The sequence below is a fragment of the Flavobacterium davisii genome, assembly GCF_042182265.1.
Classification (GTDB): Bacteria; Bacteroidota; Bacteroidia; order Flavobacteriales; family Flavobacteriaceae; genus Flavobacterium; species Flavobacterium davisii.
Map to the genome: position 1 here is coordinate 2,806,051 of NZ_CP097869.1, position 18,331 is coordinate 2,824,381.

Here is an 18,331-nt window from a genome sequence, read left to right on the forward strand (position 1 = left end):
ATTGTTTTTTTAGTTAATAAAAGTTACAAATCTAAGTTATAAATAGTTATGTTTAAATTTATTCTCTGTAGAAAATTCTCGACACACGACGCGAAATACCTGTTAATATTTCATACGGAATAGTATCTATAGCATTTGCAATAACAGTTACAGGTAGATCTTTTCCAAAAATAATAACTTCATTGCCTTCTGCACAGGATATATTGGTAACATCTATCATAAGCATATCCATACAAATACTTCCTAAAATGGGTGCTTTTTCTCCATTAACTAAAAGATACCCTACACCTCTACCCCATTTTCTAGATATTCCATCTGCATAACCAATTGGAATTACAGCCATACGCGTTGGCTTTTCTACAACAAAACGTCTATTGTATCCAACGGTATCGCCTATTTTTAGAGTTCGTATTTGAGAAATAACTGATTTTAAAGTACCTACCGTTTCTAAATATTTCATTTCATTTAAATCATTAGAAACGCCATACATCCCTACTCCTAAACGAACCATATCAAACTCGCCTTCAGGATAATTACTAATTCCGGAAGAATTACAAATATGACGGATCGGATTGTATTCTAATGCTTCCATAATTTGTCTAGAAAGGCGATCAAATAAGTTTATTTGATTCAAACTAAATGTTCTATCTACCTCATTATCACTTTCGGCAAAATGGGATAAAATAGTATTAACCTGAACCCATTTATTTTCTTTTAGTGTAGCTATTAATTCAGGAATTATTTCTTCATCAAAACCCAAACGATTCATCCCTGTATTTATCTTAATATGGATTGGATAGTGTTTTTGTTTTTGTTCTTCTAAAATTTTCACAAAGGCTTTCAAACCGCGTAAACTGTAAATTTCGGGTTCTAATCCATATTGAATAATTGATTTAAAGCTGGTCATTTCTGGATTCATGACCATAATAGGCACTTCAATTCCTGCTTTTTTTAACTCAATTCCTTCATCTGCAAAAGCCACCCCTAAATAATCTACTTTATGATGAGCTAATAATTTTGCTATTTCAAAACTTCCGCTTCCATAACCAAAAGCTTTTACCATACCCATTATTTTGGTTGTAGGTTTTATTTTAGATTTGTAATAGTTAAAATTATGACTTAAAGAATTTAAATTAATCTCTAAAACGGTTTCATGTTTTTTTTCTGTTAATAAAGAAACAATTTTTTCAAATTCAAAAATACGAGCTCCTTTAATCAAAATGGTTTCATCTGAAAAATCAAGACTATCAAACGTATTTATAAAAGAATTTGTTGAATCAAAAGAAATGGCATTAAAAAATTTATTTTGAAATTTTGAAATCGTATTCCCGATACAAATAACTCTCGTAATTTTATTTGCTATAATTAGCTGTGCTATTCTTGAATAAAGTTCTTGGTCTGTTAATCCTGATTGAAAAATATCCGAAATAATTAACGTTCTTTTTTTATGTTGTTTTTGATTTTGTAAAAAATCCAATGCTATTTTTAAAGATTGAAAATCAGCACTATAACTATCATCAATTATAGTACAATTATAAATACCATTTTTAATCTTCAATCGCATTTCAACAGGGTATAACTTAGCCATTCTTTCTTGAATTACTTCTTTATGATACCCTAAATGCAACATGATTAAAATACAATGTATACTATTTTCTAATGAGGCTTCGTCTATAAAAGGAATATTTATTTTAAAAGAAAGTTCTTTATAGTTAATAGTTAATTCTACATGTTGACCTATTATTTTTTTTTGAAAGAAAACATCTGCTTCTTTATCTTCTATACTCCATGTAAAGGTTTTAATAGATTTATCTAAAAATGATTCTATTGTTTTATTTTTATTCAAAATTAATATTTGAACTCCTTCAAACAGTTTTATTTTTTCCTTAATTTTTTGGCTTAGATCTACAAAACCTTCATCATGAGCAGAACCTATATTCGTTAAAATTCCAATTGTAGGTTGAATTATTTTTTGCAAATTTTGCATTTCATTTACAGTAGAAATTCCTGCTTCAAAAATACCTAAATTGTGCATTTCATTGATTCCAATTACTGAAAGAGGTACTCCAACTTGCGAGTTATAACTCTTTGGACTTCTTATAATTGTATAATCTGGGCTTAACAAAAAATTTAACCATTCTTTCACTATTGTTTTACCATTACTTCCTGTAATTCCTATTATAGGAAATGAAAACAAACTTCTATAATACGCGGCAAATGATTGTAAAGCTTGTAATGTATTGTTTACTTTTAAAAAATTAGCTTTACCTAGCCATTTTTCATCAAGAGTCTGCACAACAAACGACTCTACCCCTTGCTCTATTAGTCCTTCTATATACTGATGTGCATCATAATGAGGACCAACAAGAGCAAAAAAAAGTGTAGATTTTGTATTTTGATTTGATCGACTATCTATTGAAACGGAATCAATTACAATAGAGCTATTATAATCTATAAATTCGCAAGACAATGCTGTTACAATTTGGTTGAGTACCAGTGCCATTATTTATCTTCTTCTTTATTTATAACTTGTTCATCAATTACTTCTATGTTATTACGCATAGCATTAAAATAAGCAGCTCTGCTTAACGGTTCATATTCTTCCTTTTCTCCTAATAACACTAAATTATCATTGGCTGTTTTTCTATGACTATAGTGAGCTAAATTTCCTGTTTTAGTACATACTGCATGCACTTTTGTAATATATTCTGCTGTAGCCATTAGAGCAGGCATAGGACCAAAAGGATTTCCTTTAAAGTCCATATCTAAACCAGCTATAATGACTCTAACCCCTGTGTTTGCTAAATCATTACAGACAGAAACAATTTCCTCATCAAAAAATTGTGCTTCATCAATGCCTACTACATCACAACCTTGCGCTAGAATACGAATATTAGCGGCAGCAGGAACAGGAGTTGAACGGATTTCATTTTTGTTATGCGAAACTACCTTTTCTTCATCGTAACGTGTATCAACACTAGGTTTAAAGATTTCTACTTTTTGTTTTGCAAATTGTGCTCTTCTTAATCTTCGTATTAGCTCCTCTGTCTTTCCTGAAAACATGGATCCACAGATTACTTCAATCCAACCAAACTGTTCTTTTGGGTTTACTGTATTTTCTAAAAACATTTTTTAATTTTATAATGATAAAAATGAATAGTTTTTATTACTTTGTAACTCGCAAAATTATTAAAAAAGACTGGTTGTTTTACAGCTCGACTGATAAAGTTATCAATAAATTTTAATTCTTTCATCACTAAAAATTTAAACGCAATGAAAAAGAAATTGGAAGCCGAATTGATTAGTATTGCCCATAAAGTTTTACAATTAAAACATAAAGATGATATACGTGAATTACATCGCGAGGCACAACGATTGTATGAAAAACTTTCTGTTTTAGTATTTGTTGAGGAAAATTTTGGTGATATACAACCTACTATTGGAAGAAAACAAATAGAAGAAAAATTAGAACATGCTTTTGATTATAATGAAAAAATAGTAATAGCTCAATTAGAAGAGGAATTGGATGAAACTATTCAAAATGAATCCATTTTACCTATTGAAAGTACAGAAACTGAAACTAAGGAAATTACACCAATCGTAGAAACTATTTCAGCTATAGAAAAATCCGAAGAAGAAACAGTCGAAAAAGAAAATACACCTCAAATCATAGAAAACGAAGAAGATAATAGCCAATCTGAAAAAATTTCAATGGATGCCTTTTTCAGTCAAATACATTCTAAAACTGTTTCTGAAAAAATAAATAAAGAAACAGAAGGTAATCTGGAAGAGGTAAAAAGCATTTCCAACGAAATTCATACATCAACTGTAAAAGAAATTTTTCCTGAATTCATGTCTAATTTTAATGAAATTACCTTTGAACGTGTCATAGAAAAACCTCTAAGTAACTTAAATGACAAAATTTCTAGATCTGTTGGATTATCATTAAACGATCGCATGGCATTTGAAAAAAATTTATTTGATGGTAGTACTGAAGATTTAAATCGTGTCCTCTCCCAATTGGAAACTTTTAAAAGTTACCAAGAAGCTAAAGATTTTATTGAAGAAATGGTAAAACCTGATTATAATAATTGGTTAGGACGTGAAGATTATGAAGAACGCTTCATGGAATATATTTTAAGTAAATTTTCATAACCTTTAATTTAAAATTAATAGACAAGGCCGCTGTCCGAAAAGGTTGCAATCTTGTCATCCACCAGCGAAAAAAATCGCATAATATTGATTATAAGACTCCTCCTTACATCAGAGTAACAAACGGTGCGTTGATTTTTTAATTTTGGACAGTTTTTTTGCTTTCATTTTTATAAACTTATTGAATCAATTATTTTAAACATTTTTGTTTTTTAAATTATTAAGTCCTAATTTACAATTCAACTTCAACAAATGAGTAAATTATACATAGTCCCAACCCCTATTGGCAATTTAGAAGATATGACCTTTAGAGCTATTCGAATTCTAAAGGAAGTAGACTGTATCTTAGCAGAAGACACTCGTACTAGTGGCAAATTACTAAAGCATTTTGAAATTGCTACACACATGCAAAGCCATCACATGCACAACGAACACAAGACCGTCGATCTAATAATACAGCGTTTACAAACAGGACAAAACATTGCTCTAATTAGTGATGCTGGTACTCCTGCTATTTCAGATCCTGGATTTTTATTAACACGAGCTTGCATAGAAAACGGTATAGAAGTAGAGTGTTTACCCGGAGCTACTGCCTTTGTTCCTGCATTAGTAAATAGTGGTTTACCTAATGATAAGTTTGTTTTTGAAGGTTTTTTACCTGATAAAAAAGGAAGACAAACCCGCTTTTTGCAATTAGCAGAAGAAACTAGAACAATCATTTTGTATGTTTCTCCTCATAAATTAATCAAAACATTAGGTGAGTTTGTTCAATACTTTGGTTCTGATCGTTTAGTTAGTGTATCACGTGAGCTCTCTAAACTGCATGAAGAAACAGTAAGAGGGACTGCTGAAGAAGTTTTAAAACATTTTGAAGCAAAACCGCCAAAAGGTGAAATTGTAATTTGTTTAGCTGGAAAAGCTAAGTAATTTTTTTATTAGTATCAAACTAAATTTTACTAAGATCATTTAGGATGTCTATTTTCATCCCAATTAATCATTACAAAAATAAAAACGATGAATATAAAACGAAGTATATTTTAGATTTCGTTTATTTACCATTGCAAAACATATACGCTCTTTTAGATTTATTGATAAAAATTACCAAAATTTATAATTCCTAAAAAAAATTATTCCATAATATCCGTTATTTTTATAAAATTCAATCTATTTAAAATAAAAAATGCCCCTATTTCATGAAAAACGATATTCAAATCATCCAACGTCATCAAGAGTTTATTAAGACTATTTGTGAAACTGAAAAAGTGTATACCTTAGTAAATTCAGAGATTTACTCTTTATCTTATGCCAATAATTATCAAGACGAAGAAGGAAATCCTATAGCAATACTTTGCGTCTGGAGTCAAAAAAAATATGCTCAAATTTGTCAAAATGAAGAATGGGCTAACTATAAAGTGGAAGAAATAGATTTAGTTGATTTTATAGAAAATTGGTGTATTGGCCTTGATTCAGATGCTATGATGGCTGGCATTGAATTTGATAAAAATCTGTATGGCTATGAAGCTGATCCTTTAGAATTAATTTTAGAAATAGTTGATTATTTAAAAATTATTAAAAAAGATTTGAAACTATCTTATTATCGAAATCTGAGTGATTTGGCACAAAAAATTAAAGAGGTGCTCTATTAAATTAGTTCAAAACGATACATTTAAAATATAAAATTAGAAATCATATACAAAACTTCCCCCTACTTAACAAGCTATCTGTTAGTATAACATAAATTTTAATTTATTCAAATAAAAAACTAATATTACAATAATGCGATTTATGAATTTTTTTAACTATTTTTTCAGAAGAAATAAAAACAATAATGATGTATCGAATCAATTCGAAACAAAAAACACTCCAATAGAGCATAATAACACATTTATATCTACAGGAGACAATACTGTTTATAAAATAATTATACCATTAACAGATGAGCAAAGAAATCATATCTTAAAATCTACTATTCTTCTACAAGCAAATCAACTCTATATGCACTATTGGACTGATAATTTAGTTTGTGAAGATCCTAATGACCCTGAATGGCAGAATAAAGTTATGTTTTTTTGGAAAGCAGAAGAACCATTTCCTAAAAAATCATTACCCCCCATTTTTGAAACTTTTAAAACTAAATATTTTCTCTTTTCTGGAGATACTTCTAAAATTTCGCTACAAATTGGACAAGCTATTCCTTGGTTTGGAATGCCTGGATTGGGACAGAAACACGTTTGTGAAATAAACGGTCAAAAAATAGCAATCCCTGAATTAAACAAACAAGGTCTAGTAGAATATATTGAACTCACTGAACTTACAAACGATAATCTGCATATATTAAACGATAAAGAGAATTATTTTTTCTTAATTGACGAAAGAATTACCCCATTTCAAAATGGTAATTTTTATCTGAATAATAAAGTAATACCAATTGATATAGCGTATAGTGTTGGAGGGATACACATAGTTAAAAAAACAAGATTAGAATCATAATAACGGTAAAACGAAAAAGCAAATTAAATAGGTTCATAACTCTTTCATATAGAAAAAGAAATAATCAAAATGCCTTTAACATTCTCACATCCTGCTATTATTTTGCCTCTAACTTGTTTTTCCAAAAAACGATTTTCATTAACTGGACTGATAATAGGAAGCATGGTTCCTGATTTTGAGTATTTTTTACGGATGAAGGTTAAAAGTATTTATAGTCATTCAATTACAGGAATTTTTTGGTTTGATCTACCTTTCGCTATTTTACTTACTTTTATTTTTCATAATATTATTCGAAATAGCTTATTTAATAACCTGCCTTTATTTTTTAAATCCAGATTTTTAATTTTCAAATCATTCGATTGGAATAGTTATTTTAAGGAAAATAAAATAGTGGTCTTATTTTCTCTTTTTATTGGCATAAGTTCACATATATTGTGGGACGATTTTACACATAAAGAAGGGTATTTTGTACAAAAAATCCCTTTTCTTAAAAGTCATATTCACTTATTTAAAATTTCTATTTCTGTTTTTAAAGTACTACAACATTCAAGTACCTTATTGGGTGGACTTTTTATTCTTTTTTTTATTTACAAGCTTCCTATTAATAACATAAAATTTAGAACAATCCATTCAAAATATTGGATAATTTTTATCAGTATAACATTAACAATAATAATATCAAGAATTATATATGAATTTGATGTAAAACGATATGGTGATCTAATCACAAGTTGTATTTCTGCTTTACTAAGTTCTCTTATTTTAACTCCAATACTTCTTAATAAAATCAATATTGTTTTTAAAAAAAGTCGTGTAAAAGAATATTAATTAATCCTTTTGAAAACATTACTACAAAAAAAATCAATCTGTCTAAGCTATTTAGTTTTTAAATTTTATTGAATAAATTTTATTTTCTATATTTCTAATTAAAAACAACCAATATAATTATAACTGATTTTATATGGAAATAGATTTTAATGAATATATAAAACAAAAAATAGAATTTTATGAAAGTTTAAAAAAAATAGAAATTAATAATGAACAATTTAGCTCTATAATCAATATAGAAAATGAGATATTCAAAAAAATTAATTTAGATTTTGAAGATTTTATTTTAAGAAGAAAGCAAAAAGAAAGATTATCTGCTAAAGAAAATAACGATTTCAAAAAAAAACTTATTTCTTTATATCCTGATTTCAAAAAAATTTCTGATTGTAATAATCCTGCTATTTATTGGTTTAAAATAAGACATTTTGAAAAATCTGATAATAAAAAATTACTTAAAAAATTTGTACAAGCACGAAATACTAAAAATGGTTGGTGGTCAAAACCTACAAAAGATAATGAAAATTTAACTGAATATTTATATTTAGGAAAAGTTGAAAAAAACTTATTTAATAGATTTATACAGCATCTTGGCTTGGGACATAAAATGACATCTTCACTAAAACTTTGTCAATGGTTTAATAAACTGGATGCTGTTGATTTAGAATTTCAATTTTTAGAATTAAATAAAGAAGAAGTAGATTATTTAGAAGATATTGAAAATATTCTTTGGCGAAAATTAAAACCGTTAATTGGTGCTGAACCTAGAATTAAATAAATAGCTGTAAAATCTTTTATACTAATTTAACCCAGATTTCAAGAAAGTATTGTTCTTTGACAAATGAGAGCTAACTTGTACTTGCGAGCGAAGCCTATGTATAAAATGGTGAATTTATCCCCTCCCAGATTTTGGCTGAAATGTAAAAAGGCTTCCATTTGGAAGCCCTTTGAGACAATCAATGATGAAACACCATGTTATCTCGTATAGAATAATTTAAGCAAAGATATTACATTTCCTCGCATTTTAATAAAAAGAAAATTTATGAAAAGTTTCGAAAAAATGCGAATTGTAAATCCCAATGCTGCAGGAATTGATGTTGGGTCACGTTCTCATTTTGTAGCCATAGGACAGGATGAAAATCAAATCAGAGAATTTAATGTTTATCAATCAGGATTATGCGCTTTGGTAGCTTATCTTCAAGAGAACAAGATTCGTAGTGTTGCTTTGGAGTCCACAGGGAGTTATTGGCAATCTTTGTTTATGATCTTGCAGGGAAATGGTTTTGAAGTTCTTTTGGTTCAAGGGACTCAAACAAAAAACCTCAAAGCAAAGACAGATGTGAAAGATGCACAATGGATACAGAAACTTCATTCTTTAGGGCTATTACGAGGTTCTTTTTTGCCCTCTGAAACCACTTTGCAGATAAGAACACTTCATAGACATCGTTCTAGTTTGATTGAACAAAGTTCAAGCTTTGTAAACAAAATGCAAAAAGCATTACGTTTAATGAACTTCAGACTCGACGTTGTGATAAGTGACATCACAGGAGTTTCTGGAATAAGAGTAATTGAGATGATACTATCAGGTGAAACTTCAGGTGAAAAATTAGCTGAATATTGCGACAAACGAGTTAAAAAAAGCAAAGAAGAAATAGCCGACGCTTTACAAGGTAAAATAAACAATGAATACCTACATGAGCTTTCCGATTGTTATGATATTTACAAACTTATTCAAGATAAAATAAAAAACACCGATACTCGTATTGATCAAGTGCTGAAAAATCAAACCAGAGAAATTGTTTTATCAGAAGATATCGAATTGGTAAAGAAACAGAATAAAGGGAAAAACCAACCCAAATTTGATGTACAGAAATATAGTTTAAAACTTTTTGGAGTAGATCTCTTTGCTATAGAATCAGTTTGCTCAGGAACCGTTACTAGTTTTTTAGCCGAAATAGGCACCGATATATATAAATTCAAGACCTCCAAGCAATTTGTGAATTGGCTCAGGTTAGCTCCAAATAATAAAATTAGTGGAGGTAAGGTTTTGAGTAGCAGAACTCCAAAAGGGAAAAATAAATTTGCATTGACATTAAGAAATGCGGCAAATACAATTGAAAGAAAAAAAGAAGGTTACCTCGTTATGTTCTTTAAAAGGATTTCTTTTAAAAAAGGAAGAGGTGCTGCAATTACAGCAACAGCAAGAAAAATAGCAGTTATAATTTGGAATATGATAGTCAAAAAACAACATTATATACCAATAAATACAGACCAATATATTCAAGAAATGAAGAATAAAAAAACGATACAAATTAAAAAAATGATTAAAAAATACGGAATCGAAACTACTTCTTTATCAATTCCTTAAATTAAGTTAGATAGAATTACGCATTAGACTTGGTTGTGAAACAAAATTTTTCAATAAATTCAAGTGCTCACGGAAAATTTTAGAAGAAGAAATAGTGAACTATTTTGATGATTAAAATTTGAGTACGTGCTTGAATTTGAATAAAAATAAAGTGCAATAGATTTACTTCGTCTATTCGCTACGCTCGGGTCTAATGCGTAATCTGGGTTTAACGTGAGTTCGGCTTAAGAAAACTTTTAACTTGCTAATAAACAGTTCTTTCGTATTTCTTTGAGGAATTTATGTCATATCTATACGACGGAAAAACAAAGAAAGCACTAACGGAAGCACAAACACCCTATATAATATACTAAAAATCAATGCTTTTTATATCGAACTTATGTTAATTTAATAAATATAATATTTTTTATAAACAAAAAATAAAATATAAGCCTTATATTTATACTATCATTTATACATTTTCATTTAGCTCTTATCTCTAACTGATTTATAATACAATTATTTTGATTTTAAAATGATGATTGCTACTATTATATATAAATTATCATTCTTCTAAAATAATATCTAATCGTCTTTATTCTACAAGATTTTTTTAATCGGTAATATTATTTAGAAGTTATTTTTTTATCTAAACAGTTATAAAATGAATCTAATTAAACCTAAATTGCTAAAAAAAGGAGATAAAGTAGCTACTATTTCACTTTCTTGGGGAGGAGCTGGAGAGGTTCCTTATCGATATGAACAAGGTAAAAATCAAATTCAAGAAATATTTGGATTAGAGGTAGTTGAAACAAGAAATGCCTTAAAATCAGCAAAATGGATTTATGAAAATCCACAGGAAAGAGCAAATGATCTAATGGAAGCCTTTAAGGATAATTCTATTAAAGCCATTATTTCTAATATAGGAGGAGAAGATAGTATTCGTATTTTACGATATATAGATATTGAAGTTATTCGACAAAATCCAAAAATTTTTATAGGCTTTTCTGATTCTACAATAATACACTTTTTATGCCTAAAAGCAGGTCTTTCTTCGTTTTATGGCACTTCTACTTTAGTGGGGTTTGCAGAAAATGGAGGAATGTATCAATATCAAATAGAAGATTTAAAAAAAACTTTATTTAGTAAAAATCCTATTGGGGAAATTTTACCCAACAAGGAAGGCTGGACTTCTGAAAGACTTGAATGGTTTGATAAATCATTGTTACATACAAAACGAAAATTACAAAAACATTTAGGGTGGAATTTTTTACAAGGAAACACCATAGTACAAGGACAGCTTATTGGTGGATGTCTAGAATCTCTTGAAATGCTAAAAGGAACTAGTTATTGGCCTGAAGTAAATATATTTAAAAATGCTATTTTATTTTTAGAAACTTCAGAAGTCATGTCAAGACCTGATTATATCGGATGTTGTTTAAGAAACTATGCTGAAATGGGTATTCTTAAACTATTAAAAGGGATCATAGTTGGTAGACCTTACGATAATAAATTTACAGAAGAATATGATATTGTTATAAAAAAAATATTACTTGAAGAGAATTTAACAAATCTGCCTGTTATAACGCAAATGGACTTTGGTCATACCTGCCCAACCTTCACTCTCCCTTTTGGTGCAAAAGCAGAAATAGATTGTATAAATAAACAATTTAAAATATTAGAAAGTGGAGTAAATGGGGAAATCTAAAAACAGTAAACTAATATTTAGTTTGTTTCTTGGGTTGGAAATTCGAGAATTTTACTCAAAAAAATGAAGTAGATTATCAAATTTATTTAAGGTTTTATTATTCATTTCGAGTTTTTCTTTAGTTCAAATAACAAGATTACAGCATTTAGACTAATTCTATTATAAAATGCCCTATCAAATCCCATTTTTGAATAAAATAATCAAAAAGGGATTTGAAACTAAAGTTTAAAATCTCGTTTTAGAAAAATCTAGTTATCTATATTAAGATCTCTAAATTTTGGTGAAGCTATTGCCATACTACTCACCACTACTAACGTCATAATTCCTCCAAAAATAACGGCATTTACAGTTCCCATAAGTTTTGAAGTAAATCCACTTTCAAAAGCACCTAATTCATTAGAAGATCCTACAAATATTGAATTAACTGAAGACACTCTTCCTCTCATTGCATCAGGAGTATATAACTGCAATATTGTAGATCGGATTACAACCGAAATTCCGTCCGTAACACCACTCATAAATAATGCTACAACTGAAATCCAAAAATTTGATGATAAACCAAAAACAATAATACAGATTCCGAAACCAAAAACTGCCCATAATAATTTTTTCCCTGCTCGATAATTTAAATCAAAATGAGTTGCTAATAACATAGTAATCAACCCTCCTATTGCAGGTGCTGCTCTTAAAATACCAAATCCTTCTGAACCAACTTTTAATATATCTGTTGCAAAAATGGGTAACAATGCTACTGCACCACCAAAAAGAACGGCAAACATATCTAACGAAATAGCGTTTAAAATTGTTTTATTACTAAATACAAAAACCAATCCTTCTTTCAAACTTTCATATACAGATTCTGTTTTTTGAGTATTTAAAATAGGTTTGGGTGAAATTTGAAAAAGTGCAAATAATCCAATTAAAATACAAACTAATACAATACACATAGCACCCAAAACACCAATCCAACCTATTAAAAAACCTGCTAATGCAGGACCAATAGTTGCTGAAATTTGCCAAGTAGAACTACTCCAGGCAGCTGCATTTGATCTTTCTGAATTGGGCACTATTAATCCCAACAAGCTAAATATAGAAGGAAATATAAAAGCTCTAGCTACACCTCCTAAAAAAACTAAAGTATATATACCGTAAAGTATTTCTTTCTTTTTAAAAAAAGAAAAATAAAAGGGATTGATTAAATTCGTTAATACCAATGAGAGTATAAATAAGCCAAAATAACAACTCATTAGCATTTTCCTCTTCTCATTTTTATCTACAATATGTCCAGCAAATAATGCTAAAACAATAGCCGGAATTACTTCCATTAAACCTATAAGTCCTAATGACCAAGGATCTTTAGTAATTCTATACACTTCCCATTCTACGATTATAAACTGCATAGACCATGCTAACACAATGGCTAATCGCATAGCTAAAAACCATCTAAACTCTTTTATTTTTAATGATGAATAAGGATCTTTTTGTTTTATTCTTGACACTTTATTTTAATTCTAGATTATTAATCAATTCTTTTAAAGTTGTTTGTTTTAACTCCTTTTCGAGCTCTGAAAATTTTTCTTTTTTTATTTGCTGTTCTACACTTCCTCTCTTTAAAAGGATTATTTCATCACAAGTTTCTTTTAAAGTTGAAAAAATATGAGAAGAAATTAAAACTATTTTTTTTAAATTTCTTAATTCATGAATAATTTCTGTAATTAAGAAATTACTCTGAAAATCTACTCCATTAAAAGGCTCATCAAGAACAAAACATTCATTATCTAAAAGTAAAATAGCCGTTAAAGCTAATTTTTTTTTCATTCCAGTTGAATAATTTAAGGTATATTGATCCAAAGGTAATTCGAAAACATTTCTTTTTTGAATAGGAACTCCATATAATCTTCGAGCATTACAAAAAAACTGGAGGTATTCTTTACCTGTCATTTTATCAAAAAAGTATGGCTCTGTAGGTAAATATCCTATTTTATTTTTTAATGATAATGCTGTACTTTTAATAGTTCCTTCAAATTCTTCCAAACCACAGAAACAGTTAAAAAAAGTAGTTTTACCTGCACCATTATCACCTACAATACCATACACTTTTCCTTTTTCAAAATTTAAATTAATCGAATTTAAGACTAATTTATTTCCATATTTTTTTGAGTGAATTTGAATGTTAATCATATAAAAACTTATTAATCTTTTGATATGCTTTTTTGTAAAAGTACGGAATAAAAACCAGTAATAAAGGAGGTAAATAAATACAGAATGTAATAAGTATTATTTGAGGAAAACCTATTTTGTTTGGATAAGAGGCATACTTTATGATTATTATTAAACAAAAAAATAAAATTGCTAATCCATAAGCGAACAAAATTTTGTCTAAACTTTGATAAAAATAAAGACTAATTGATAATAATAAAATGATTGAAAGCAATAAACTATTTTTTATTGCTTGATAAATTTTATACTTTAAAAATTCTTTTGATGAAAACTGATGAATCCAAATAAAATAATCAGGTTCCATCATTAAATAATAAGAATAAGAAACTACAATAGGTCCTATTGTAGCTACAATTCCTAAATTTAGATTTCTAACTTTCATAGCCATAATTGCTAGAAAAAGAAAAAGAGGATATGTCCAAATTTTTTTTCTAAAACCAATAGAAAACTCAAACGGATTTTTAGAAAATGGTGTTGGAATGGTTGTATTATAACATTTTTTAAAACTTATAAATACAAAAAGAAAACAACTTAATAATAATATTAAAATTTCTAAATAGCAATGATTTAAAATCAATAAAATGAATATGGGTAAATTAAAAATAATATTTTCAAGTATTCTTATCTTACGATATTCTAGTTTATTAAAGGTTGTTTTTAAAAAGGAGTTTCTTTCTTTATCCGATAAATAAATACAAATACTTAAGCTATAAAAAAAACATATTAGATGAGCATAAGGTGATGTTTTAAACAAATAATGCCCCCCCAACCAAAACCCTATTATTAAAAGAGGATATGCTAATTGAAGGGATATTCCAGAGTCTTTTAATTGTCTATTAAATAATTTAAATTGAATTTTAAAATATTCTATCTCTAATTTTATCATTTTATGTCTCGTAATCTAAGTTGCAATGAAACAGCTCCATTCCACTCATTTTCTTCAATAGAATACACGGCATCAAATCTTCTCAAATTGGAAGTAAGTAATTGTTTTTTACCAATACCAAAACCTATTGCGCTATAACTTTCGCTTTTATTTTGCTTTACAAAAAGGCGAAGATGTTCTTCATTTTGTCCTACAGCTTTACCATAACCTGTGTCATGCAGTGATTTTGAGATAAAGAGGGGTGTCATATTTTCAGGTCCAAAAGGTTCAAATTGTTTTAAAATACGCATTAATTTGGGTGTAATATCAGCCAATTGAATTTCTAGATCTATATTGATTTCAGGTGTTAATAAATCTGGATGAATAGATTCTTTTACCGTTTTCTCAAAAGCGATCTTAAATTTATCATAATTTTCTTCTTTTAAAGTCATACCAGCAGCATACATGTGTCCTCCAAATTGCTCTAAATGTTCCGCACAAGCTTCTAAAGCATTATAAATATCAAAATCTTTTACAGATCGGGCGGATGCTGCTAATTGGTTACCACTTTTTGTAAAAACAATAGTTGGACGATAATAATTTTCTACCAAACGAGAGGCTACAATTCCTATAACGCCTTTATGCCAATTTTCTTTATAAACAACCGTTGAAAAGCGATCAATTTCTTGATTATGTAAAATTTGTTCTAATGCTTCTTCTGTTATTTGTTTGTCTAAATCTTTTCTATCCGAATTAAAAATTTCAATAGCAGCTGCACATTGAGAAGCTTGTAATAAATCAAACTCTGTTAATAACGATACTGCATAATTACCATGTTTTATCCTTCCAGCAGCATTTATTCGTGGTGCTATAATAAAAACAACATCTGAAATGGTTAATTCTTTTTTCTTTAAGTTTAAAATTAAGGCTTGTATTCCTGGTCTAGGACAGGTATTAATTACCTCTAATCCAAATTTAGCCAAAACCCTATTTTCTCCTGTTATAGGTACTATATCAGCACCTATAGCTGTGGCTACCAAATCCAAATAAGGAACTAAATCTTCTATTTTTTGATTTCTTTTAGATGCTAATGCCTGTATTAATTTAAATCCAACTCCACAACCGCACAATTCTTTATATGGATAAAAACAATCTTCTCTTTTGGGGTCTAAAATAGCTACTGCATTTGGTAAAGTAACTCCTGGTCTGTGATGATCACAAATAATAAAATCAATTCCTTTTTGAAAAGCATATTGCACATGATCAATAGATTTAATCCCACAATCTAAAGCAATAATTAAAGTAAAATCATTATCCTCTGCAAAATCAATTCCTTGAAAAGACACACCATAGCCTTCTTTATAACGATCTGGTATATAGGTAGCCACATTATGATAAAAGCTTTTTAAATAAGAAGAAACTAATGATACAGCTGTAGTACCATCTACATCATAATCACCAAAAACTAAAATTTTTTCATCATGTAAAATAGCTTTTTCAATTCGCTCTACTGCTTTATCCATATCCTTCATAAGATAAGGATCGTGTAAATCTGATAATGATGGTCTAAAAAATTTTTTAGCATCATCAAATGTTTCTATTCCTCTTTGTATTAAAAGAGTGGCCACTATAGCATCTACTTGGAGTACATCTTGTAAAGCTTGTATTTTTTCTAATTCTGGCTTAGATTTTAATGTCCAACGCATAACTATAGATTATGATATTAAAACGGTATGCAGTTCCTTTTGTACTTTAAAAAGTCCTCTTCTATAAAATTAATAAAAATAAGCGTTTATTTAGTCGAATATAACACAAAAAAAGGCTATTACTTCTTTACTATTTTAAAGAAAGTGCTTGTTTTTCAAATTTAACACCATCCCAACCAAATTTAATAAAATTTCGTATATTTTGATGATCTTGTTCTTCTGGTTTTGCTAGTACGTCATAGTAAAATTTCCCGAAAAGCTTTAACGTTTGTTCTTTATTTAATTCATGTAAAAGGGCAAAAGAAAATATTTTACAAGAACCATTATTTTCTCCTATTTGATTCATTTGATTTCCGTTTTTGAAAGCTACTGGAGTAAACACATAATTTACATCAATATGGGCTATTACTTCTTCAAAAGAAATATTTTCTTCTTTTATTATTTTTTGAATTAAAAGATCCATTATTTTTTATTTTTTAATTGAGTTAAAGATAAAAAAGCTATTCGAAAAAATGGTCATTTTATCATTTTGACCATCGGAATTTAATTAATACTTATCTTAACAATCGGCCATATTTACGGCAACTGCCAATCCTCCTTCCGAGGTTTCTTTATATTTATTATTCATATCTTTAGCTGTTTCCCACATGGTATTTACAACTTTATCTAATGGAACCTTTGCATTTTTAGGATCTGTTTCTAATGCTAATTCTGCGGCATTAATTGCTTTAATAGCGCCCATTGTATTTCGTTCTATACAAGGAATTTGAACAAGTCCACCAATAGGGTCACAAGTGAGTCCTAAATGATGTTCCATAGCAATTTCTGCTGCCATTAAAACTTGTTCGGGTGTACCTCCCATTAGTTCGCATAAAGCACCTGCCGCCATAGCTGAAGAAACGCCTATTTCCGCTTGACATCCTCCCATAGCTGCTGATATAGTAGCTCCTTTTTTGAAAATAGAACCAATTTCACCCGCTACCATCAAAAATTGTTTAATTTGACTGTCATTAGCTTGATGATTTTCGATAACCATATAATACATTAATACCGCAGGAATTACCCCTGAACTTCCATTGGTAGGGGCTGTAACAACACGACCTAGTGAAGCATTTACTTCATTTACTGCTAATGCAAAGCAAGAGACCCATTTAAGTATTTGTCTAAACTTTACTTCTGTGTTACGAATCGTTTCTAACCATTCTTGCGGTGAATTATAACTGGAGTTTCTGATGAGATTTTGGTGCATATCATAAGCTCTTCTCCTTACATTTAATCCGCCTGGTAAAATACCTTCTGTATGACAACCAATATACATACATTCTAACATCGTATTCCAAACTCTTATCAATTCGTGATGTATTTGATCTTCTGTACGAATTGATTTTTCATTATCATAAACTATCTCAGATATTTTCCTATTTTGTTGTTGACAATAGTTTAATAATTCTGTTGCATAATTTATAGGATAAGGAAATGTTTTTTTCACTTCTTCTTTTTCTTTAGCTGAGCTTCTTTCTTCTTTCACCACAAATCCGCCTCCTATTGAATAAAAAGTGGATTCATATTTCCCATTTTCATAAAAAGCTGTAAAAGTCAAACCATTAGCGTGAAAAGGTAAGAAGTTTTTATTAAATATAATATCTAATTTTGGATTGAATTTTATGGCAAATTCATTCGCTAATTTTAATTCATTTGCAGTATTAATCTGATGAATAATGCCCTCAATATCTTGAACTGGAATATATTCTGGATCTTGTCCGCTAAGACCTAACATTACAGCTAAATCTGTTGCATGTCCTACTCCTGTTAATGAAAGTGATCCATATAAATCAACTTGTACCTTATTCGTCTTATTTAGAATGTTTGCTTCTTTAACTTCATTTAAAAATTGTTCAGCCGCACGCCAAGGACCTAAAGTATGCGAACTTGAAGGCCCTACTCCTATTTTTAACATATCAAATACTGAAATACACTCTTCCATAATTTTCTAGTTTAGCCCACAAAGATAAGGTTCC

At 28.8% G+C, this 18,331-nt stretch carries 16 protein-coding genes; 8 read left to right on the forward strand and 8 right to left on the reverse strand.

Annotation, left to right across the window (positions count from 1 at the left end):
- Positions 1 to 58: 58 nt before the first annotated feature.
- Together NAB20_RS11995 and NAB20_RS12000 are read right to left on the reverse strand one after the other, a co-directional pair.
- Positions 59 to 2,503, reverse strand: coding sequence for a bifunctional UDP-N-acetylmuramoyl-tripeptide:D-alanyl-D-alanine ligase/alanine racemase (locus NAB20_RS11995; RefSeq protein WP_105196869.1), 2,445 nt, complete (start codon positions 2,501 to 2,503; stop codon positions 59 to 61).
- Positions 2,503 to 3,129, reverse strand: coding sequence for a thymidine kinase (locus NAB20_RS12000; protein WP_105196870.1), 627 nt, complete (start codon positions 3,127 to 3,129; stop codon positions 2,503 to 2,505). Before NAB20_RS12000 ends, NAB20_RS11995 begins: the two co-directional genes overlap by 1 nt.
- A 144-nt stretch (positions 3,130 to 3,273) precedes the next feature.
- Between NAB20_RS12000 and NAB20_RS12005 the strand changes: the two genes are divergently transcribed.
- The 8 genes from NAB20_RS12005 to NAB20_RS12040 all read left to right on the forward strand — a co-directional run bounded on the left by NAB20_RS12005 (position 3,274) and on the right by NAB20_RS12040 (position 11,522).
- On the forward strand, positions 3,274 to 4,155 hold the full coding sequence (locus NAB20_RS12005; RefSeq protein ID WP_088393593.1) for a hypothetical protein: 882 nt from the start codon (positions 3,274 to 3,276) through the stop codon (positions 4,153 to 4,155).
- A 249-nt stretch (positions 4,156 to 4,404) separates the two neighbouring features.
- Entirely contained in the window at positions 4,405 to 5,079 is a 675-nt protein-coding gene (rsmI, locus tag NAB20_RS12010) for a 16S rRNA (cytidine(1402)-2'-O)-methyltransferase (RefSeq protein WP_088393592.1), read from the forward strand.
- 266 nt (positions 5,080 to 5,345) lie between these two features.
- A complete protein-coding gene (locus NAB20_RS12015; protein WP_105196871.1) occupies positions 5,346 to 5,798 on the forward strand; it encodes a DUF2750 domain-containing protein in 453 nt (150 codons plus the stop codon).
- A gap of 139 nt (positions 5,799 to 5,937) precedes the next feature.
- Complete coding sequence (locus NAB20_RS12020) at positions 5,938 to 6,642, forward strand: hypothetical protein (protein ID WP_105196872.1); 705 nt, start codon at positions 5,938 to 5,940, stop codon at positions 6,640 to 6,642.
- A gap of 69 nt (positions 6,643 to 6,711) precedes the next feature.
- Entirely contained in the window at positions 6,712 to 7,470 is a 759-nt protein-coding gene (locus NAB20_RS12025; RefSeq protein ID WP_375605184.1) for a DUF4184 family protein, read from the forward strand.
- 133 nt (positions 7,471 to 7,603) lie between these two features.
- Positions 7,604 to 8,245 carry a hypothetical protein gene (locus tag NAB20_RS12030; protein WP_375605185.1) on the forward strand — a complete coding sequence of 214 codons (642 nt, stop codon included), beginning with the start codon at positions 7,604 to 7,606 and terminating at the stop codon, positions 8,243 to 8,245.
- A gap of 264 nt (positions 8,246 to 8,509) precedes the next feature.
- Positions 8,510 to 9,835 carry an IS110 family transposase gene (locus tag NAB20_RS12035; protein WP_375605186.1) on the forward strand — a complete coding sequence of 442 codons (1,326 nt, stop codon included), beginning with the start codon at positions 8,510 to 8,512 and terminating at the stop codon, positions 9,833 to 9,835.
- 643 nt (positions 9,836 to 10,478) lie between these two features.
- The gene (locus tag NAB20_RS12040) at positions 10,479 to 11,522 is read left to right on the forward strand and encodes a S66 peptidase family protein (RefSeq protein ID WP_105197089.1); all 1,044 of its coding nucleotides are present in this window, start codon (positions 10,479 to 10,481) and stop codon (positions 11,520 to 11,522) included.
- Positions 11,523 to 11,770: 248 nt separating this feature from the next.
- Here NAB20_RS12040 and NAB20_RS12045 read toward each other — a convergent pair whose 3' ends face one another.
- The 6 genes from NAB20_RS12045 to NAB20_RS12070 all read right to left on the reverse strand — a co-directional run bounded on the left by NAB20_RS12045 (position 11,771) and on the right by NAB20_RS12070 (position 18,297).
- Entirely contained in the window at positions 11,771 to 13,012 is a 1,242-nt protein-coding gene (locus NAB20_RS12045) for an MFS transporter (RefSeq protein WP_375605789.1), read from the reverse strand.
- Between the two features lie 10 nt (positions 13,013 to 13,022).
- Positions 13,023 to 13,703, reverse strand: a complete 681-nt coding sequence (locus NAB20_RS12050) for an ATP-binding cassette domain-containing protein (RefSeq protein WP_088394908.1) — start codon at positions 13,701 to 13,703, stop codon at positions 13,023 to 13,025.
- The gene (locus tag NAB20_RS12055; RefSeq protein ID WP_127823005.1) at positions 13,696 to 14,628 is read right to left on the reverse strand and encodes a hypothetical protein; all 933 of its coding nucleotides are present in this window, start codon (positions 14,626 to 14,628) and stop codon (positions 13,696 to 13,698) included. Before NAB20_RS12055 ends, NAB20_RS12050 begins: the two co-directional genes overlap by 8 nt.
- A complete protein-coding gene (gene recJ, locus NAB20_RS12060) occupies positions 14,625 to 16,313 on the reverse strand; it encodes a single-stranded-DNA-specific exonuclease RecJ (RefSeq protein ID WP_105196879.1) in 1,689 nt (562 codons plus the stop codon). The genes NAB20_RS12055 and recJ overlap by 4 nt, the downstream gene beginning before the upstream one ends.
- 130 nt (positions 16,314 to 16,443) lie before the next feature.
- Positions 16,444 to 16,776, reverse strand: coding sequence for a HopJ type III effector protein (locus tag NAB20_RS12065; RefSeq protein ID WP_088393905.1), 333 nt, complete (start codon positions 16,774 to 16,776; stop codon positions 16,444 to 16,446).
- Between the two features lie 96 nt (positions 16,777 to 16,872).
- Positions 16,873 to 18,297, reverse strand: a complete 1,425-nt coding sequence (locus NAB20_RS12070; RefSeq protein ID WP_375605187.1) for an L-serine ammonia-lyase — start codon at positions 18,295 to 18,297, stop codon at positions 16,873 to 16,875.
- Between the last annotated feature and the right edge of the window lie 34 nt (positions 18,298 to 18,331).